Source organism: Campylobacter concisus (assembly GCA_002092835.1).
Taxonomy (GTDB): domain Bacteria; phylum Campylobacterota; class Campylobacteria; order Campylobacterales; family Campylobacteraceae; genus Campylobacter_A; species Campylobacter_A concisus_K.
In genome coordinates this window covers 93,037-112,839 of the sequence record LVWL01000018.1, presented here as the reverse complement: position 1 = coordinate 112,839, position 19,803 = coordinate 93,037, and the positions used below count along the sequence as shown (strand labels likewise).

Sequence of the window (19,803 nt, the reverse complement as noted above, 5' to 3'; positions counted from 1 at the left end):
TATTGCCCAAATTGGTTTAGAGAGCTCTAAACCTTTGGGCTCTGCGAGGTCCATGACTTAAAAATAAATATAAAGTATATAAGTTAAAACTGGTAAAACATATAACTCTCTTAAGATGATAGGAGATGAGGAGTATCGCAATGAAGTGATGTGTACAGATTAGTAAAAATCAAAAATTTTCTCTCCATGACAAAGATATTAAAAATTTTTTACTTACAAAGACTAATAGCAAGACAACAAGCGATAACGATACCAATGTAGCTCTTAACTCAAAATCAATAAAAAACAATCTTTACAAAGACTATAAGTTAGCACTTTGGCTTGCAAAAATCATCATCTTGAAAGATAAGAGATATGTAAATGAGAACTGTTCAAGAAGGTTAAAATTTGGTTATCTTTTATACGCACCAAACCTTTTTGAGCTTTATATAGAGAAGATACTTAAAGATGTGATTTTAAAAAATAACCTTGATAGTAAATTTATTCTAAAAACTCAGCATTCTACCCCTGGCACAAATTTAAGATCAGACTTTGCAATTTTAGATAAAAATAGCAAAAAGGTGTCAGTCGTCTTAGACGCTAAATATAGGTATTTTTATAATGGATACCTAAACAAGGGTGATTGTAAAAATTTACGCCAGATATCAAAATATACTAAAAAGTCTGATGCAAGGACTGGCGTCTTGATCTATGCTAAAAGCAATGTGATAAATGATCCAAAAACCTTAAAAATTGACTACAAAAAAGCATCTTTATACTTGGTGTTTTAAAAGACAATGACCTTGCAAAAGATGTTCAACATTTAAAAGAGTGCTTAAAAGAGATTTTATTAAAAATTACATAACCTGAAAGTTATACAGCCACTTGTAAATTTATAAGTAGCTGTATGTATTTTTTGATTATATATTATCTTTTATAAGTAACATCTAATAGAGTTTTTGCAGCACATTACATCCATACATATCTCCACCATCACAAGCTTTTTGAAAAAGTTTCATCGCCTTATAAATATCTCTTGCTACTCCATCGCCATTGAAATAGGCACTCCCTAGATTAAAGCATCCTTCCATATCTCCACCATCGCAAGCTTCTAGGTAAAGTTGCGCTGCCTTATTAAGGTTTTTTGCTACTCCATCGCCATTGCGATAAGCATTACCTAGGTTAAAACATCCATTTATATTTCCACCATCGCAAGCTTTTTGGTAAAGTTGCGCTGCCTTATTAAAATCTTTGGTTACTCCATTACCATTGTAATAAGCAATACCTAAGTTACTACATCCTATCATATTTCCACCATCACAAGCTTTTTGGTAAAGTTGCGCTGCTTTATTAAAATCTTTGGTTACTCCATCACCATTGTCATAAGCATTACCCAAGTTGTTGCATCCATACATATTTTTGCTATCGCAAGCTTTTTGGTAAAGTTGCGCTGCTTTATTAAAATCTTTGGTTACTCCATCACCATTGTAATAAGCATTACCTAGATTAAAACATCCATTTATCTCTCCACCATCACAAGCTTTTTGATAAAGGTCTACTGATTTATTAAGGTTTTTTGCTACTCCATCACCATTGTAATAAGCATTACCTAGCTCAGTACAAATTTTAAAATCACCATCTTGGCACTTTTCTAGATCTGTCAAGCTTTGTGATCTTTCTGCTTTTATACTTACACTAGCCTGTGTGTCGTCTGCTACATAGACTTTTTGCTCACCACATATCCTGAGCATATTATTTTTTTCATTAGGAAAGCATACCTTTACATTATGCTCTCCCTCTGCTATTTGAACGATCAACGGACCGCTTGCCGATGTCATACCCTTTTTCTCATCATCCACATAGACAGTTCCACCATCTTTGACTTTCATAAAAAGTATTTTTGGCATATATCCATCTATAGAAAGTGTAGCTTTTGCTTGAAGTAAATTTAAGCTAAGAGCTGCAATTGCTAAAATCTTTACGATGTTTTTCATCGCCATCATCATTTATCCTATCTAAAACTAAAAGTATATGTTCCAACATTTGTTGGGACAACTATCTCTAAAATTCTATTTTTTTGGCATACCATATAAGATTTTCTAGCATCTCCATACTCAAATACAAGCTTATGGTTTTCTTCAACACCCACACCCAATTCTCTATAAAGTTTTTTTCTATCCTCTGTTGAACTAAATGCAGATGTTAATATAGCCATTCCAAATCCTGAAAAAGCATTGCCATTTCCCTGCTTTATAAAATAATTTCCAACTCTATCGTGTAATTTTTTATCATCATATATTACACATCCTGCCTTACCCTTGTTTACTACAATATTAGGGTAATCAACAACAAGCTTGCCATCATAAAGCGAAGTAATAGTAAAGTCAAATCCAGGTGCTGTAGAATCCTCTTGATATAACTTTAACTCAAAAGGTGCAGCACCAAACACAGCCAATGGTAAGCTAGCTATTAGCAAACTTAAAAATACTTTTTTCATAACAATCTCCCTATTTGAAATTCATTCATTATGTTAAGAATCATATAAGAATTATTCTTATTGAATACTTAATTCATATAGTATTTTTTTATCAACTATACTTCTTAAATTTAGAGCAATTTCAAAGAGTGTAAAATGCAAATTTATGAAAGAATAAATGCGATCCTAAGAAGTAAAAAGTTAAAGAAAAAGGACTTTGTCCAAAAATTTATAGATCTTGAACCTAGGCTAAAAAGCACAGGCGAAGTGCCATCTTTGTCATCTATATACAACTATCTCAATGGAAATAGAGAGATCAAAGCCGAGCTTATACCTTATATAGCAAAAGCTCTTGATGTAAGCGAACAAGAACTTTTTATAGACGACCTTAATATCTCAAGCTTTTTAAAAGATATAGCTAGTAAGTGTAACTATAACGATAAAGAATATGCAAATTTGCAAAACATAAGTCGTATCATAGATCTTTGTCAATACGCTTCAGAACCACTCTTAACAAGGCTAATAGAAATTCTAGAGAAAAATAAAGAGCAAACGCTAAGACATATGAGAGATATTTCTCTTTTATAACCACTTTCTACTCGCCATAAAGACAACCCTACCTAGAAACTATATAGTTAAAATAAAATTTATATCAAATAAAGTTCGTATTGAATAATATACTTGCAAATTTTTACTTATAGAAAAAGGAGTTCTCGATGAAAAAGGCATTATTTATTGTATGCTTTTTGGCTAGTATAGTATATGGATTAGAAAGAGGTGCTACTAGCAATTTCAAATACATTATAGACACAGGTGTTCAATCAATCTATGTGCTTCAAAATAGAACAGGTGGCTATGACTTATCACTTCAGCTTGTTTTTAACTTTTTTGATTCGCAAAGAAATGAGAAGGATGACTTTGGGGAATGCTATGACTACCGCAATATGGGAGAAATAATAGTAGATGGACAAAAGACAGAATGCACTAAAACAGGTAAAGATATTGGATGCTTTAAAAAAGATAAATTCGGAAACAATGTAAAAGTTTTTGAAATAATATCAACACAATACAATAAGGATAAACCACAAGATTCAAGCTATTGTCTAAAAGCGCAAAATGAGTGTATAGCACTCACAAAGGTTTTGGAGCTGAAGTCTATCTTTGTAAAAAACTATAATATTAAGCTTACTCAGGATGAAGAAGAGCTCATTAGAAATAAGGATGTGTGCTATACAGGGCCGTATGGTAGTTTAGATAGCTATAGAAAAAGTAGTTTAAATTCCAGTGAGCATATGATAGGTCACACAAATATTTACTTCTCTTCACCAGACATAGCGATCGAAGACTCTTTAAGATATATGAATACTACTGGTAATGCAGAAGGAGATTATAGAGAAGTAAGGATGATAAAAGATGGTAAAGAAAAGGATATCCAAGACTTTTTTACGGTTGACAAGGAAAGCCTAGAGAGACTATTAGACGAAAAAGGCATTATATATCTTGGCGCCGGATCAATTTGTCTTAGTTGGAATATGTATATATTTGATGGAAAGATGTATGTACATCAACGTTGCGATGATCTCAAAATGGTGCCATATAGATTCATAGAAGACATACTGTCAGAAGAAGGCAGAAAATACATCAAAAGATATTACTAAAGGATTAAAAATGTCTACTTTTGGTTCGATTCTCTTATGGATTTTAGTATTAGGTACAATTAGTTTTTTAATTTATAAATATGAATCATATTTTTATGAATGTATTGACTTACGGAATGACGAGACTATAAAAAAAGAAGTTGTGCTTAAGATGGATTGGAGTCAAGTCTTTTGCTTTGAAACATTGTTTTTGGTGTTTGTTATTTCTGCTACGATAGGCTATTTTGAATATGATCTTACTAGCAGTTTTGCTTTTACTATTTTTGTTCTTGTAATTATATTTATTATAGCTATTATATTAACAATAAGAAAGAATTTTGTATATGGAATATTTATAACACAACGAAGAGCTATAATGGTTAAACTTTTTAAGCCAACCAGCTTTAATATATTTGAAATTTCAAATATTGAAGTTAGAGACAATGGAATAGAAATAACAGATGTAAATGGTCGTAATGAGAAATTGGATTTTATCCAAAATGCTGAAATGATTAGACTAGAGATATTGCAGATTAAAAGTGAATTAACAATAGAATACTTAAGAGATCAAAACAATCCAAATTAAATTTATATAGAGGCTAAATACCAGTTTTCAGAACCGGTATTTAGTGGTATGGCCATTTTATTTTGCAAGATCACATATGGCTTTGCAACCTATCTTGTGGCAACCATGATCGTAAATTTTATTTGCATAACTTTCAACCATACCAAGAAGCTTAGTTCCTAGTTTGCTATCAGCAAAGTTTGCTAAACTAGAAGCGAATATTGGTATTTTTATAAATTTTTCACAAGCTAAACAATTTTCACCATTTAGACACTGACTTCTTAACTCATTTGCATATTTCATCGTATATACTGGTCTCATTTCAGCCATTGCACTGACCATATTGTCCCAACTTTTTTCAACCTCTTTACTTGTAACTGCAGAAGCATTTAACGCAATTACTACCAAAAACAACGATATCCTTTTCATTTTTTAATCCTTAAATTTTGTTTACCTACTTGTTCGACTCTTTAGGAGCCTCTTGCAATCTCTTCCATTTAACAGAAGAATCACATACAGAGAAGTCACTAAGCTCTATTCTTTTTTTAGATTCTAAAGTTCTATAAAGCATTATACTGTTTGGGTTGCTTGGCAAAATATATTCTTTAGTGCTTACATGAATAACCCCAGTCTTAGAAGATACGTTGAGTAATTTACTATAACATTCTGTTAGTGCTACATATTCATCGTTTCTTTTAATGTAAGGATTTATAAAATCAGTCTTAACTGGGAAAATTTCTAAATAATAATAAAAGGTCTTATTTCTTCCGTTTCCTGCAAAATCAAACTCAGGACCATAAGATATATGGTAGTATATTCCACTATTAGAGTCTTTCTGTGATTTAATGACTTTATCTGTTCTTTGTATTTTCTTACTTTTATTTAGTGCTGTTGTTGCACAACCACTTAATAAAAACATTGCCAAAAGAACAAGCGCTAAATTTCTAATCATCTTATTTTCCTTTTTTGTCTTTAAGATATATTACCGAGTAATTCCGTTCATAATAGTTTCTACGAAAGTCTGCAGATATCCAGCCCCTTTCTTGTGCTTCATTTATATCAAGCAGGGGAAGTTTTTTTAGCTCCTTTTCGTAGCTTTCTATTGGAACGAATTCTTCAATAATTCTACCTGTTGTTTTATCAATATACCATAGAGTCAAATAAGTTGACATCATATTGTTACTACAATTAATGGATGCTATTCTTTGTATATTTGGATATTCTGTTTTAGTTGGGTCTTCTACATATAAATTTGAATCTATGCTAAGACTCTTATATGTATATTCATAGTCAAAGCCAATGCCATTACTATCTCTTACATATATGGATCTTGAGTTTGCAAAAGTAGGGTCACATACAGGTTTTTTAGGGGGAGTCATAAATTCTTTCATATCTTGTGCTATCCCTTTAGCTAAAGCCTCTAAAAAAGAGGCATTGGCATTTGTACCTACAAAAAACAAAAATAAGGTAAATGCTATTTTTTTTACCATAATTCCTCCTATATTTTCTATACGAATAATTATATCATATTTTATATTTATTTGAATAATTTTGATTATTTATTAAATATATATTTATGACTTAAATATTGTTGCTTTGTTTTTTTGGAAAACTAATAAAAATATAGGTAGAATCTTGGTAGATGTAGTCAATCAAAATACTACAAGCGATCTTAAAACTATAAGGAAAAAAATATGCAATTTTTACTTGAATATAAAATTTTTAATGATAGAAAGAAAAAAGAGCTAAAAGAAAATACCAAAATCAATCAAACGCCTATTTTAAACTCTCTCGTAAACACATACGCACTCTCTCTTTTTGTTAGTAAATTTTATGATTTTAGTAAAGAAAATGATCTATCTATACTTAAAAAGATGGTTGATAAAAAAAGAGATAGACAGACTAAAAAATTTATGGATGAAGTTAGCAAGGTTTGCGGTAAAGATGAGGATCTAATAGTAAATGTGCCAAGACTTCGTGGCTACATTAAAAATTTTGATGAAAAAGATAGAAATAAGAGAAAGCATATAAATGCGATACTAAAGAAAATATATGAAGAGTTTTTTGCACTTATAAAGCTAGATCAAAATTTATTATTGAGCCAAAAACAGCACATAAATGATAAAAATAGTTACATCCTAGCTCCAAATGATTACCTAGAAAATCATGTAAAATCTCTAAAAAGTAGATTAATAAGTTATGATGAAAAATTTACATATATGCAAGATACTGCTTTTATAATGATGTGTTTAAGCCCAGGAGACTACTTTTGGAAGTGTAGATACACAGACTTTTCAAATAGCCAGCTAGATGGTATGACATTTTATCTTTCAGGATATGATTACAACAAGGTAAAAGCTCAGAGATTTTTAGAACATATGAATGTGCTGATAATAAAAAAAGGCTTTATAATGGGGCTAGATAGAGACAACCAAGCGTTAGTTTTTAGCAATATGAGATCAGAAATTTTTGAGCTTAAAATTTTTAAAGATAGATATATAAGTTTTAGAGAAGATGACTCTTTGGTTATATTCTCGCCTGCATTCTTTGGTAATTTTGATCAAATTTATGATGAAATTTGGAAGATAGGGCAAAAGGTGCTAAAAATAAAAGCTACCCTTGTCAAAAAGTGCTTAAGATCTTTAGATGATAGCTCGCTTTTAGATCCTGAGCTTATATATAAATCCCTTAAAGATGAAAACATTTTTGCATTAAATAAATTCAAAAAAGAGCTAAATGATCTAAAAAATGATCTTTCTTATAAAAAATTTGAAATAAACAAAGATAGATACGCAAGACAGTGGCTTATTGATGATATCTACGGACTATATCTTGCCACACATACTCTTTTTAAATACAAAAACTCTAAAGAGCTAGCTAAAATTTACTTCGAGGATATCTTGGTAAGAGCTTAAATTTATTCATTGATGAAAAAAGATCTCCTGCTTTAGGATACCGCATAGACGATATAGAGCTTTTATAAACTACCAAGCCACCAGCTCTAGAAGCAATAGGTGGAATTTAAAGACTCATCTACTATCTTAAACTTCTCTCACAAAAACCAAAAATAAGGAGAGAAGATGGCAGAGTTTGACAAGCTAAATTTAGCTGACATTCAAATGAGCTTACTTGCTGATAGAAATATCTTTTTATATGGGCAGATAGATCAAGAAATTTGCCTAGCTACACAAAAGATACTTTTGTATCTTGACAGTGTAAATCAAAGCGACATAAACATATATATAAGTGGTCCTGGTGGCTCAATATATGATGGCTTTGGACTAATCGACTTTATGAAGACCATAAAATCACCAATCAACACTTTTTGCGTCGGTCTAGCTGCCTCTATGTCTGCGCTCATATTTTTAAACGGAGATAAACGCTATATGCTGCCAAACTCAAGCCTCATGCTTCATCAGCCTCTTGGTGGCGCATCAGGTCAAGCAAGCGACATAGAGCTGATCGCAAATCAAATTTTAAAAATCAAATCAAAAGTCAACGAGATGATAAAGGCTAATAGCAACCTAAAGATAGCAAAGATAGAACAGATCACCGATAGAGACTGCTATATAGACGCACCATTAGCCATTACTTATGGCCTAGCAAATGAAATAATATCAACTAAAAAAGGAGAATAACATGTCAGTTTTTTCACTACTCAACAATACAAAAGGCGCAGCCTCTGTGCTGCCTCAAATGCTATTAGCATACCTATTAGCTTTACACATGCAATGATAACAGGTCAAACAGGTTGTGGTAAGACTACTTCGGCGATTTTGCCAGCGATGGATGAACGCATAAAAGAAGGGCATGGGATGCTCATCTTTGACTACAAAGGAGTTGAGCATAAAAAGGTTAAATTTTTAGCCAAGAAGCATGGCAGGCTAAAAGATGTTGTAATGATAAACGTACCATGGGGCGATAAAATAAACATAATGGATGATGCTAGTGAGAGTTTATTGATGAATTTCTTTCAAAAGACATTTGGCACAAAGCGTGATCCTTTTTGGGGAAATTTAGCGGCAAACATCGCTACAAAGTCTCTTTCAATGATGAAAGCGATATGTGACTTTAAGGAGCAAGGTTTTTGCACCACACATATAGAAAATAAGGTAAAAGATATGAAGCCAAACTTTGCAAATTTATGCAAATCAACCCAGCAACTAGGTGACTTTAAAAACTTTTATGCCTTAGTTAAGCTGGTAGATGATCATGTAAAAAGTGATACAGTATTTGCAAAAGTTATAAAAAAAATATCTTTGGCTGGTTCTTTAAATGAGAAAATTTGGGCATTAGGCGAGTTTAATGAAAAATCTGAAAATTTCATACAAGCTTTTAAGGAGTATGAGGGTGTAAGAAATGATGAAGAGTCACAAAAAGCAAGGCTTTTCTCAAACTACACATTTATGCTTTTTGCCTTGCAAAGCATAGCCGACGATGAGATGCTAAACTATCATGGCAATAGCATAAGCAAGCTACTAAATGAAGGAAAGATAGTCGTTGTAAATTCTCAAGGGCTAAAAGATAGTGCGGTTGAGCTTATGCTAAATTCCACCCTTTCAAATATGGCGCAGCGCATAGCAAATGAAGAGAAGGTGCCAGTTAGTATCTTTATAGACGAGGCGCAGCGTGTACTAAATCCCTCAACTGACCTCCATGCTGACGTGCTAAGAGAGGCTAGGGTCGAGCTCATACTCGCCTTTCAAAATGAAGATGTGCTAAAAAGTAGCCTTGGTAGTGACTCAAGATATAAAGAGCTAGTTGGAAATTTAACCAATCAATACTTCTTTAAAAACTCGGTCAGACAATACGCCAGCGGAGAGGATAAAGACTTTAGCAAGTTAAAAAAATTTGAGTATTACTACGATGGTAAAATTTATAAAGCTTCGCCTATATTTATAGATGAAAATGACCTTTTAAAGGCTGAGCTAAGCTATCAAAAAGAGCTTGGCATCGGTAGTAGTTTTACCAATGTAGCTCTTGGGGATAATGAAATTTTGATATATAACGAGCAGCTATTTAAAAGGCGCTCTTTGCTCATAAAGCAAGACATAGTGACAAAAAAGAAATCTGAAGTGCCAGTGCTAAATAAAAAACTTGACGCACTGCTTAAAAAACTAAATGTTTTGGTTCAAGAAGCAAACGAGTCAAATGACGAAGATGAAGAGCTCTGGCAGGTTTTATGATATGTAAATTTACTCATGGGAGACTTTCCCATGAGTGTTTAGTAGCTAAAATATTGATTAAGTATCTCAATTGCTTTCTTGTCACCTAGTTCATAGTATGCTTTATTTAGCGCGTCTCTTGCCTCTTGTTTTGCATTGGTATAATTACCATATTTGCATAATATTTCACCTAAATTTGTGCATCCCCTAGCATAATTGTAGTCATAACAAGATTTTTTGAAGTAAGAGTATGCGGTTTGCATATTTTTTTCAAAGCCAACACCATCTCTATAGTTTACGCCAAGGTAGTTACATCCTCTACCACTTCCTGCATCACAAGCTTTTTTATTATATTTATTAGCCAAAGTTAGATCTTTAGTTATTCCATAGCCGTATTTATAGTTGTATCCAAGACTTGCACATCCATCAGCATCATTATTTAGATCACAAGCTTTTTGATAGTATTTATTAGCCTCTTTAAAGTCTTTTTTTATACCATTGCCTTCCCCATAACCAGCGCCAAGATTAAAGCAGCTCTTGCCATCTTTTAGATCGCACCCTTTTTTGGCAAATTCGATAGCTTTTTTTAAATCTTTAAAAAAGTTTGCTTCATCTTTAAAAAGTTCGCTAGCATATCCGCAAGATTCGGCCATATCAAAATTACAAGCTTTTTCAAAATTTACAGCAGCACTATCTATCTTTTTTTCAGACCAATACATGAAAGCTAAGTTTTGACAAGCAATACCAATTTTAAGATCACAAGCTTTTTGGAAAAAATCTTTTGCTTTATTTGCATCTGCCAAGGTTCCATTTCCTCTTAGATAATTAATGCCTAAATTTGCACAAGATCCACCATCTCCCAATTTACATCCCATCTCATAATATTCATTTGCTTTTTTGTAGTCACCCTTGTTGTAATATTCTAATCCTAATTCAAAGCAAGCAAGACTATTGTTTAGAACGCATCCATATTCACCATTAAAAACAGTATTTGCTTTAGACGCATCAACCTTTTTATATAGCTCATAAGCTACTTTTATGTTTTTTTCAGAGGGATTGCCCTTTAATAGATTGTTGGCTAAAGCCTTACAAGCTTCATCGTTATTATTATTGCATAGCTTTGTATAGATCTCATTTGCATGCTCTAGATCATTTTTTTGTTCATAATTTTTAGCTAGTTTTATGCAGCCGTCGCTTATCCCTATCTCGCAAGCAATTTTTGCATCGTTTTCAAGTACTTTTTGCTTATCGCATGCTTGTGTATTATTTAATTTACAAGATATTTTGTAATATTCATAAGCCTCTTTATAATCTATGCTTTTTATCTTCTCTAAAGTAAAACTACTGGTTTGATAGTCGCCATGTTCATAAAGCAGACCTAGTTTATAGCAGGCTTTAGAATCAGATTCGCACTTCTCTTTTAAAATACTTATTGCTTTGTCTGCATATAGTTTGACTGCTGCAGCGTCATGCTCTTTTTGATAAAAGTATGCCAATTTCATACAGCTATCACTTTTTTGATTTTCACATTCATTTCCTAGACTATAAATTTCATATCTGCTTGGATTCCCCAAGAATATAAATGCAGAGGCTACCGCTATAGCAAGTATAAAAATAGATATGGCATATATAAATTTATATTTTTTTATGTGCTTTTTTAGTTGCTCTCTATTTTCTCTTTTTTTGGCTTCCTTAGCAAGTCTAGCTTCTTCTAATTCACGCTGTCTTTGCTCTCTCAAGCGAATTGCCTCTTCTTCTTTTTCTTTTTTTAGTTGCTCCTCTCTTGCTTCTTCTTCTAGCTTTTGCAACCTTTTTCTTTCACTCTCTTCTTGCTCTTTAATGATCTCTTTTTTGGTTTTTGGCATAAAATGCAAATTTTCACCACAAAATCTGCACTTGGTAGCATTTGTCTTTACTTCTTCTTTGCAAAAAGGGCACTGCGTTTTTAGTTGTGTATCACAGATAGGACAAAACTCCAAGTCTTTTTCTATTTCTTCAGCACAAAAAGGGCATTTGATCAAATTGCTATTCATAGTCTGCCGATTCCGCCGATAATTATCGCTAATGATAAAAGATACATTACTATCAATACAAACATTGCAGCGAAAACATTACCAAATTTAAATTCAGCTACTTTTACTGGTAGAGTACTATTTGCTATTGCACCTATTACAATATGCATTATAAACAATGCTACAGAATAAAGAACGTAAAGAAAACCCACTAGCTCAACATTGGCTAAATTATTTCCAATGACTGCTGCAAGAAGGAACATTGCAACAGCGTTTAGGAACACATACCACACATTTCCATATCCAGCACAATATACAGGCCCAAACAAAAATGCCAAAAAATTAAAACCATGTGGTTTTGGGATTATTTCTCCATTCCGCGTTTTTATAAAGCCAAGCGGAATTTCATTATTATTTGCTTGGTTTTGATGTGGGAAATTATTCGCCATATTTTTTTGGTTATTCATTTGTTCTCTTGCTTGGTTTTTGGCTTCCTCATTTAAGAAGCTACCACAATATCTGCATTTAATAGCATCTTTGTTAATTGTCTCGCCACAAAATTGACAAAATTTAGTCTCCATACTATATCCCTTTTTTATTTTTAAAGAATAGAATTATTCAAAGCGAATAATTCTATTTAACTTTTACTAAGCTCATTCTTAAAAACTAAATGTTGTCTTAATGAGTATAAGAAAACGTGTATTATTTAAAACCATATTGCATATCTACACCTTCTGGTATTTTAAACTCATCTAAAATTTCTTTAAACTTATCAAGTTTTTTATTGAATTTTTGATAAATTTCATCAAATTCCTCTTTGTCTGTGCAGCCTATGGACTGACAGAAGAGTCCAACTAACTTGATCCTGATCTTAAAGACTTCATCATATAACTCTTTACAAAAATCAAATACTTTTTGGTATGTCCATTCTTCGCATTGTCGACCACCTACGATATAATCACTAGTTTCTGTAGCAAATTCTCCAAAATATGAACCGCTTAAAACGAAAGAGCATTCTTGTTTTAAGCCCATGATCGCCGCATCGAGCCAATCATTAATGGTCTCAAACGGATCATCAAATATATAGAGTTCGTCTGAATAAACAGGTCTGAACAAAAGTTCATTATTATAAATTCTTATCATTTTTTATCCTTTTTATTGTTTTTCTTTTATTTGATTTAATATGCGGTATTTTGTCACCTGGTATATCCAAGTATTTAAAAATATCTGAATATTCATCAAATGCTTTCATGATTCTTTGTTTTAGTTTCAAAAAGTCAGACTTGGCGTATATGTCAAGAGCGTCGGAGAGATCGTAACCTAGCATTCCTTTAATTAGGTCATTATATTGTTCGAGACTCTTTCTATTGTTTTTATTTATATTGTGTCCTAATTCATCTGCAGCATTTACAATGGAGCCACTTATGTTGTTTATACGATCATACTCTACTACTCTCTTAGCAAAGTTGCCTCTCAAACGATGATCACTAATTTTTTTATCACTTATAACTTTATTTATGCAACCATTGGCTTTCTTATTAAAAGACTTTATTGTAGGGTATTTTTCTTTTATGGCTTTAACCCATTTATAATTATGTAAGTCTTTAATATTTTCATGTAGGACAATTACTCTTTTGGATTCACTACTGTATTTGCCTTTTGCTGTATCTATAATGACACAATCATATGTTTGTCCATTTATTGTCTCTGTTATGAAGCTGTTTTTATTTAATCTAAAGAATTCTTCCATGCGAAGTCCAACATGCAGTTTGAACCTAAAATAGTCTAATATCTCTTTTTCAATACCATGTTGTCCTGAAAATAATAATTTCAGTTCGTCTTCAGTAAAATTTCTCTTAGTAGTTTTTTTATTAATGCGAAAACGTACAAGTGATATCATGCTAAAATAATTAGTTTCAATAAGGCCTAAATTTACAGCTCTTTCAAAATTTTTGAAAGAAAGCCAACTATATTATTCACTCTTTTTTCGCCACGTTTCTGTGTTTCATCTTTAGAATTTAAAAGACTATCTTGAAATTTTTCAGCTACAATTAAATTTATATCATTTATCCCAATGCTTTTACTATCAAGAAATTCTTGAAGTAGCTTTGATGCCAATCTGTATTCTTTTTTTGTGCTTTCGCTAAGTTTTTGTCGTGATCCAACACTTTCTAAATAGTTTTCAACCAAATCTTCTATCGTTGTTATATTTAGTGAATCTTTGTTAGGTTTGATTGGTTTTATTTTGGTTTTCTCTTTCCTTTTGGTATAGTTTAATATCTCTGACACGATATAATGTGGCACAAAAGCACCAAGAACAATAAGCCCGCCTTTTACTTCTACTGTATTGCCACTAGAAATTTCTTTAGCATTCTTCTTTTTCTTATAGGCTAGTTTTTTCTCTGGTGTAGCTGGATAAAAACTATTTATTATCTTCTCTACAGGCAAGTCATTATCTATTGGGACGATAGGTCTTTGGGTAGTATCAGTCCTTGAATTTAAGGCGTCAAATCGCTCGTCCATTATATCTTTAAACTTTTTAGTTCCAAACAAATGGACAGAGTATGGAAATAGATTAAAAAGATGACAACATATTTTTAACCAGTAGTTTTTACCCTTATCACTTGTGGCTCTTTCATACCCCTTTCCAAGGCAATAATTTATATCATCAGATAGTAGTTTTGGATCATTTTGATAATGAAACTTTATTGCTAGATGATTTAATTCATTAAAATCATCGACTTCAAGTAGTTTTTTAATCTCTTTGTTCATGAGATGCTCCTATTTTAAAAGATATATATTGATAATTATACTTTTCAAAGTAGGTATTTTTAAATAATTAGTAAATGATAGTCATCGAGTCCTTTTAGTGCCTCTTTTTTAGCCTTCAAGGACACTCCTTTTGCATATGTATCAGTTGCTAGGTCTGTGCTATGACCCAAAAGAACGGAAGTAAGATCTGCTAGAGAATTTTCCAAACAATAGTCTTTAATGGCTTTTGCAAAATTGCCACGTAGTCTGTGAAAACTAACATTTGCACTTGGGATAGATTTATGAATATGTCGATTTAGGCACTTTCCAAAATAATCACTGCTCTCTTTTCCTTTCTTGATTTGCTCTAGCCACTTTAAATCAGCCAAATGCTCAATATTCTTATGTAGTGGAATTTGCCTATATTTACTAACGCCTCCTTTTTGCTTGGCAGTCTTAACTTTTATAAATTTTATGCCATCTTCTTCGCCTACGCTTTTACTATCAAGTTGCCAAATTTCATTAAACCTTAGCCCAGTATGAAGAGCAAACATCATATAGTTTTGTAGATCAAGCCTTTTTGTGTCAAAAACTATTTTTAGTTCATCTAGACTAAAGTTATCTTTCGGCGACTTCTCGTCGGCTGAAATTTTAAAAGATGTAAGCATCTTAAATGGATTGGTCGTAAGCTTGCCCATCTTTATGGCATAGTCAAAGAGCCTTTTTGAGTAAGATGTGTAGTTGTTAATAGTCTTTTTATTGAGTTTTTTATTTGCTAGAGTTGTTTGAAAGTTTTCGGCGTCGCTGTAGCTAAAGTCTTTACCTTGATGATCTTTAAAAAACTCATCCAAGAGCTTGCCAGTCTTAATATAATAGCCTTTGGTTTTATCGCTAGATTTTAGCTTTAAACACTCTGTTTGTACATATCTTTTTGCTACTGCTTCAAAAGACAATGATGGCACATTAGCTTCTTTTGGATTTAGACATGCGCTATTCCAATCCGAAGATACTTCATCATCTTTTAAAGTATCTTCTTCTAAAGCTATTACATTATAAAATTTAGTTATCACATCTTGTGATATTTGTTTATATTCGCTAGCATCTAAAAATATACTATGTTGTTTAATATGTCGCTCGTTTAGTCTTTTAGTATTTATTAAAGCTCTCAGACTTTTAGAACTTGTATGCGGCAAGCATGTCTTTTTAGCAAGAGCTTCGTTTGCCTTGTCTTTTATAGAATTTGCTAGTCTTACTGCCTCATCTAAGTCTTTTGTGAAAAGGCAAAATTTTACAGTTAGCTTTTTACCATCTTTAAGAGCCGTATCAAAAAAGTAAAAATTTGGTCTATTCGATATCTTAGTAATTAACTTAGAGCTCATGATAGAGCCTATCTATTTTCTGTAACAAAATAGCAAATTTTCTGTAACAAATCTTATTTGTCCGAAATTTTGGACAAAAATATTCATTTAAAAATATAGCTAAAACATTGAAATTTAGGGATATATAAAAGAAATTTAATGAATTGGTGGCGGACAGAGAGGGATTTGAACCCTCGAGCCCCGATTAAGAGCTGCACCCTTAGCAGGGGTGTGGTTTCAGCCACTCACCCATCTGTCCATAAAAAGAAATCGCATTATAATTGAAGGCCGCTGATATCTTGCTTAAATTTGCATTTCACAATTATAGCACTCAGATAGAGAATCTAAAAATAAAAATTTATAAATTTAGTCCTTCTAAGCTAAGGCCACCGTTTCAACTTGGTTTTTGTCTAAGCGCGGCGTATTGGCATAGTAGTAAATCATACGATAAACATTGAGAAAGTATCCATTGCTACCGAGATCAAGCGCCTTTGTGTGTTCAAACATCTCGTCCAGAACCGCAACCTTTAACGAAGCAATGTCTGTGTAGCCGAGCGCCAGCAGATCGGTCTCTGTCGCTTCGCCAACATAGGGGATTTTCTTAAAATCACTCAAATTTAGTTCCTCACTTCGCTTTGATGTCATCTTCACGCAACATTTTGTAAAAAAGCTTAGTTAAAACCACTTCACACAAGTTCAAATTTTAAATTTGCTCCAAAATTCGTTCACAAATTTCTCTTGGGTTTGCATTTTCGTATATCGGCCTACCAACGACGATAAAATCACTACCCTCTTGCTTCGCACTCACTAAGTTTGCTACTCTTTTTTGATCCCCAGCACTCTCGCCAAATGGCCTAACACCTGGACAAAGCGTAATAAATTTCTCATTCGTAACATCTTTGATGAGCTTGCTTTCAAAAACAGAACAGACCATGCCGTCAAGTCCTGATTTAAAGCTCATCTGGCTAAATTTTCTAACTGAGCGAGCAAGCGTATCGTTATAAACCATTTCAAATTCACTCTCGTTAAAGCTAGTAAGTGCCGATACTGCGAGCACTAAAGGACGGTTATTAAGACCAGCTAGCCTATCCATAACTGTCTTCATAGCACGCTCGCCGGCACTAGCATGCACATTTATCATATCTACACCGATTTTTGAGACTACTTCAGCAGCATCTGCCATCGTATTTGGTATGTCATAAAGTTTTAGATCAAGAAAAATTTTAAAACCTTCAATCCCTTTTAGCTCTTCTATAAATTTTGCCCCATCCCTAAGGTAGCTTCTAAGCCCTATTTTTAGCCAAAGATCAAGCCCTTTTAGCTCGCGAACAAGGGCTAAATTCTCTTCACGACTAGCCATATCAAGTGCGACACAGAGCTTCACAGATCAGCCTTTAGCTTATCAAGTACACCGTTTATAAATTTTGGTGCCTGATCACTTCCGAGTTCTTTCGCAAGCTCGATCGCTTCGTTTATGATGACTGCTTTATCCGTTTGGCTAAATTTCATCTCGTAAAGCCCAAGTCTAAGGATGGCTAGTTCGGTTGCACCAACTTTGCTAAAATCGCCGTCTTTTAGATAAGGCTTTAAAATTTCATCTAGTTTTTCTTTATTTGCGAGCACCTCTTTAAAAGTCTGCTGTGCCTCATGTTTACGCTCGTTTCTTATCTTTTTCTCTTCTAAAAATTCCTCTTCAAATGCAGCAGTTACCGGATTTATCTCGTTTGAGTATAGTAGCGAAACGACGGCCTGCCTAACCTGATGACGAGTCGCCATTTCACGCCTCCAAATTTTTATACAAGTTTAGCATCTCGATCACGCCCGTCATCGCTTCAAAGCCCTTGTTTCCGGCCTTTGAGCCCGCTCTCTCGATGGCCTGCTCGATGCTATCTACCGTTAGTACGCCAAAGGTCACCGGCTTGCCGTATTTTAGCGTGACGTTTGCGATGCCCTTGGTTGTCTCGGCGCTAACGTAGTCAAAGTGAGGCGTAGAGCCGCGGATCACCGCTCCCACGCAGCAAACGGCGTCAAATTTACCGCTAGCTAGCGCCTTTTCAAGCGCCATCGGTATCTCAAACGCGCCCGGTACTAAAATCAAGCTCAAATTTTTCTCATTCCCGCCGTGACGTAAAAACGCATCCCTCGCGCCCTCGACCAACCTATCGGTGATGATGTGGTTAAACCTAGCGCCTACTATGGCGATCTTCTCGCCGCCTTTTAAAGCCAAATTTCCTTCGATTATTTTCATCTTTTTCCTTCGTTTAAATTTAGCGCGATTTTAGCGAAAGTTTAATAAATTTAAAGAAATTACGAGGCTGGTCAGTCTCTTAATAAAAGTAAGTCTCTCATTTTGTTTTGCACTTGCGAGATGTATTCTTCAATAAAATCAAAAGCGATTTGTCTATCCCCATAGGTCGGTAATAAAACTTTATCCTCTTGCATTATTTCTTTAGTCCATTTGCGATTATAGCCGTATTTTTGGCCCTGTTTACGAAAAATAGTCGCAAAAAATAACGATAAGAATTTATTGTTTTTAAATTTCGGATACAAGACGTTTACGTCGTCGCTAGCCCAAAACCGACTAGGCTGATAAAACGCTTCGCCGACCGAACCGTTGTAGGTTACGCTGATAGTATTTGACGGATGCAAGTGCGTATCATTTGATATTTTTGCGGTTATTCCGTTATTTGTAGATGTTGCTCCGATAAAATTTATATTTCCGTCCTTCATCTGTGATTTTGTAAGCCTTTTTCCCTTTTTAATCTCAAATAAATCATCGATTTTAAATTCTTTCCACTCTAAATTTTGAATTTTCTCATAATAAGCTAGATTAAATTCGGCCCTATTTCCACCCATAGTTAAAAATTTGTGGTAATTTATTAACTTTTGCGTATGCTTTTTCTCTATATCTTTTATAAAATTTTCCATTAAAGTAAAATTTGGCTTACCGAATTTATCAATCGGCAAATGAACAATATGTTTTTCTAAAGTATTTTGTCTATATTGTCGTCCGTATCCAAACTTATCTTTACTTTTATTTATAACAGCACTGATAAAATGCATAACTTGGGTAGATATTTTCGCTTTTGAAGTAAGCACCAGAACATTATCATCGCAGCAAAAATCATTAATATGAACGAAAGAATTACAAAACATATCAATAGTAATCGCATTATTAAAAACCTTTTGATTTTTATTGTCTATAAATTCTTTAACGCCTAAATTTATTTCACCAGCCGTTACGAGAGGATAAATTCCGTTTTCTCGATTATTTTTTGTAAGTCTTGTACCGCGTTCATAATCAAACAAATCTACAAGCTTAAATTCGCCCCATTTTACGCCCAATTCATCAAAAAGACTATTAGCTATTTGCATAATAGCCTCTTTGATAAAGTTTGAAATGCTAGAATTCTCGCTAAAAATAAGATTAAAATCGCCGCGCGATTTACTCTCTCTCTCTCTCTCTCTCTCTCTCTCTCTCGGAGGGCAAGCACACTATGATATAAAATCAACTTTTGCATTTTAGCTTCTATGCTTTTTATGTATTTTTCCATAAAATCAAAATCAATCATATCATTAGTCACAGGGAGCCTTATGTATGACTTTTTTAAATCAGTACTTGAAATTTGATCATTGTAAACGCCGTTGAATGATTTTTTAAATAGATTTACCAAAAATAAAGCAGTGTATTTATTAAGCATATATCCTATCGGCTTTAAACTATGAACTTTCATATCTAAACTCGCCTTATACGGATGATAAAAACAAGTCCCTAAAAAAGAAAAAGATATAAAATTTTCTTGAACTCTGTAATTATTTGACGACAAATCATTATAATATCCAGAAATACCGTTATTTAA

The 19,803-nt window shown here is 33.1% G+C and carries 24 protein-coding genes and 1 tRNA gene; 7 read left to right on the top strand and 18 right to left on the bottom strand.

Features of this window, described 5'->3' with window-relative positions; translation table 11 throughout:
* Positions 1-338 precede the first annotated feature (338 nt).
* Entirely contained in the window at positions 339-770 is a 432-nt protein-coding gene (locus A3835_02345; GenBank protein ORI08412.1) for a hypothetical protein, read from the top strand.
* 156 nt (positions 771-926) lie between these two features.
* On the opposite strand, the gene A3835_02340 is transcribed toward A3835_02345, so the two are convergent.
* Together A3835_02340 and A3835_02335 are read right to left on the bottom strand one after the other, a co-directional pair.
* Entirely contained in the window at positions 927-1,982 is a 1,056-nt protein-coding gene (locus A3835_02340) for a hypothetical protein (GenBank protein ID ORI08411.1), read from the bottom strand.
* Between the two features lie 8 nt (positions 1,983-1,990).
* Complete coding sequence (locus tag A3835_02335) at positions 1,991-2,476, bottom strand: hypothetical protein (GenBank protein ORI08410.1); 486 nt, start codon at positions 2,474-2,476, stop codon at positions 1,991-1,993.
* Between the two features lie 135 nt (positions 2,477-2,611).
* Between A3835_02335 and A3835_02330 the strand changes: the two genes are divergently transcribed.
* The 3 genes from A3835_02330 to A3835_02320 all read left to right on the top strand — a co-directional run bounded on the left by A3835_02330 (position 2,612) and on the right by A3835_02320 (position 4,678).
* Entirely contained in the window at positions 2,612-3,043 is a 432-nt protein-coding gene (locus A3835_02330; protein ID ORI08409.1) for a hypothetical protein, read from the top strand.
* Between the two features lie 128 nt (positions 3,044-3,171).
* The gene (locus A3835_02325) at positions 3,172-4,113 is read left to right on the top strand and encodes a hypothetical protein (protein ID ORI08408.1); all 942 of its coding nucleotides are present in this window, start codon (positions 3,172-3,174) and stop codon (positions 4,111-4,113) included.
* 10 nt (positions 4,114-4,123) lie between these two features.
* Positions 4,124-4,678, top strand: a complete 555-nt coding sequence (locus A3835_02320; protein ORI08407.1) for a hypothetical protein — start codon at positions 4,124-4,126, stop codon at positions 4,676-4,678.
* A gap of 57 nt (positions 4,679-4,735) precedes the next feature.
* Here A3835_02320 and A3835_02315 read toward each other — a convergent pair whose 3' ends face one another.
* Genes A3835_02315 through A3835_02305 form a run of 3 tightly spaced genes read right to left on the bottom strand, consistent with a single transcriptional unit; the run spans position 4,736 to position 6,147 of the window.
* Positions 4,736-5,086, bottom strand: a complete 351-nt coding sequence (locus tag A3835_02315) for a hypothetical protein (GenBank protein ID ORI08406.1) — start codon at positions 5,084-5,086, stop codon at positions 4,736-4,738.
* A 25-nt stretch (positions 5,087-5,111) separates the two neighbouring features.
* Complete coding sequence (locus A3835_02310) at positions 5,112-5,609, bottom strand: hypothetical protein (GenBank protein ID ORI08405.1); 498 nt, start codon at positions 5,607-5,609, stop codon at positions 5,112-5,114.
* 1 nt (position 5,610) lies between these two features.
* Entirely contained in the window at positions 5,611-6,147 is a 537-nt protein-coding gene (locus tag A3835_02305; GenBank protein ORI08404.1) for a hypothetical protein, read from the bottom strand.
* A gap of 204 nt (positions 6,148-6,351) precedes the next feature.
* Here A3835_02305 and A3835_02300 point away from each other — a divergent pair, with 204 nt between their 5' ends.
* From A3835_02300 to A3835_02290, 3 genes are all read left to right on the top strand, one after another.
* Complete coding sequence (locus A3835_02300; GenBank protein ORI08403.1) at positions 6,352-7,572, top strand: hypothetical protein; 1,221 nt, start codon at positions 6,352-6,354, stop codon at positions 7,570-7,572.
* A 165-nt stretch (positions 7,573-7,737) separates the two neighbouring features.
* Positions 7,738-8,295 carry a Clp protease gene (locus tag A3835_02295; GenBank protein ORI08402.1) on the top strand — a complete coding sequence of 186 codons (558 nt, stop codon included), beginning with the start codon at positions 7,738-7,740 and terminating at the stop codon, positions 8,293-8,295.
* A 177-nt stretch (positions 8,296-8,472) separates the two neighbouring features.
* Positions 8,473-9,843 (top strand): hypothetical protein, encoded by a 1,371-nt coding sequence (locus A3835_02290; GenBank protein ORI08401.1) that lies wholly within the window; start codon positions 8,473-8,475, stop codon positions 9,841-9,843.
* A gap of 38 nt (positions 9,844-9,881) precedes the next feature.
* Here the strand turns inward: A3835_02290 and A3835_02285 are convergent, their stop codons facing one another.
* The 13 genes from A3835_02285 to A3835_02225 all read right to left on the bottom strand — a co-directional run bounded on the left by A3835_02285 (position 9,882) and on the right by A3835_02225 (position 19,677).
* Entirely contained in the window at positions 9,882-11,855 is a 1,974-nt protein-coding gene (locus A3835_02285) for a hypothetical protein (GenBank protein ORI08400.1), read from the bottom strand.
* Complete coding sequence (locus tag A3835_02280; GenBank protein ID ORI08399.1) at positions 11,852-12,415, bottom strand: hypothetical protein; 564 nt, start codon at positions 12,413-12,415, stop codon at positions 11,852-11,854. The genes A3835_02285 and A3835_02280 overlap by 4 nt, the downstream gene beginning before the upstream one ends.
* Before the next feature lie 121 nt (positions 12,416-12,536).
* Positions 12,537-12,977: a hypothetical protein gene (locus A3835_02275; GenBank protein ORI08398.1), complete on the bottom strand. Its 441-nt coding sequence runs from the start codon at positions 12,975-12,977 to the stop codon at positions 12,537-12,539.
* Positions 12,961-13,734 carry a hypothetical protein gene (locus A3835_02270; protein ID ORI08397.1) on the bottom strand — a complete coding sequence of 258 codons (774 nt, stop codon included), beginning with the start codon at positions 13,732-13,734 and terminating at the stop codon, positions 12,961-12,963. Before A3835_02270 ends, A3835_02275 begins: the two co-directional genes overlap by 17 nt.
* A gap of 32 nt (positions 13,735-13,766) precedes the next feature.
* Positions 13,767-14,606 carry a hypothetical protein gene (locus tag A3835_02265; protein ID ORI08396.1) on the bottom strand — a complete coding sequence of 280 codons (840 nt, stop codon included), beginning with the start codon at positions 14,604-14,606 and terminating at the stop codon, positions 13,767-13,769.
* 59 nt (positions 14,607-14,665) lie between these two features.
* Positions 14,666-15,964 carry an integrase gene (locus A3835_02260; GenBank protein ORI08395.1) on the bottom strand — a complete coding sequence of 433 codons (1,299 nt, stop codon included), beginning with the start codon at positions 15,962-15,964 and terminating at the stop codon, positions 14,666-14,668.
* Positions 15,965-16,111: 147 nt separating this feature from the next.
* A tRNA-Ser gene (locus A3835_02255) sits at positions 16,112-16,202 on the bottom strand.
* 116 nt (positions 16,203-16,318) lie between these two features.
* Positions 16,319-16,558: a Pathogenicity locus gene (locus A3835_02250; protein ORI08394.1), complete on the bottom strand. Its 240-nt coding sequence runs from the start codon at positions 16,556-16,558 to the stop codon at positions 16,319-16,321.
* Between the two features lie 88 nt (positions 16,559-16,646).
* Complete coding sequence (locus tag A3835_02245; protein ID ORI08393.1) at positions 16,647-17,327, bottom strand: orotidine 5'-phosphate decarboxylase; 681 nt, start codon at positions 17,325-17,327, stop codon at positions 16,647-16,649.
* A complete protein-coding gene (locus tag A3835_02240; GenBank protein ID ORI08392.1) occupies positions 17,324-17,719 on the bottom strand; it encodes a N utilization substance protein B in 396 nt (131 codons plus the stop codon). The genes A3835_02245 and A3835_02240 overlap by 4 nt, the downstream gene beginning before the upstream one ends.
* A 1-nt stretch (position 17,720) precedes the next feature.
* Complete coding sequence (ribH, locus tag A3835_02235; GenBank protein ID ORI08391.1) at positions 17,721-18,191, bottom strand: 6,7-dimethyl-8-ribityllumazine synthase; 471 nt, start codon at positions 18,189-18,191, stop codon at positions 17,721-17,723.
* Positions 18,192-18,262: 71 nt separating this feature from the next.
* Complete coding sequence (locus tag A3835_02230; protein ORI08390.1) at positions 18,263-19,318, bottom strand: hypothetical protein; 1,056 nt, start codon at positions 19,316-19,318, stop codon at positions 18,263-18,265.
* Complete coding sequence (locus tag A3835_02225; GenBank protein ORI08389.1) at positions 19,309-19,677, bottom strand: hypothetical protein; 369 nt, start codon at positions 19,675-19,677, stop codon at positions 19,309-19,311. Before A3835_02225 ends, A3835_02230 begins: the two co-directional genes overlap by 10 nt.
* Positions 19,678-19,803 lie beyond the last annotated feature (126 nt).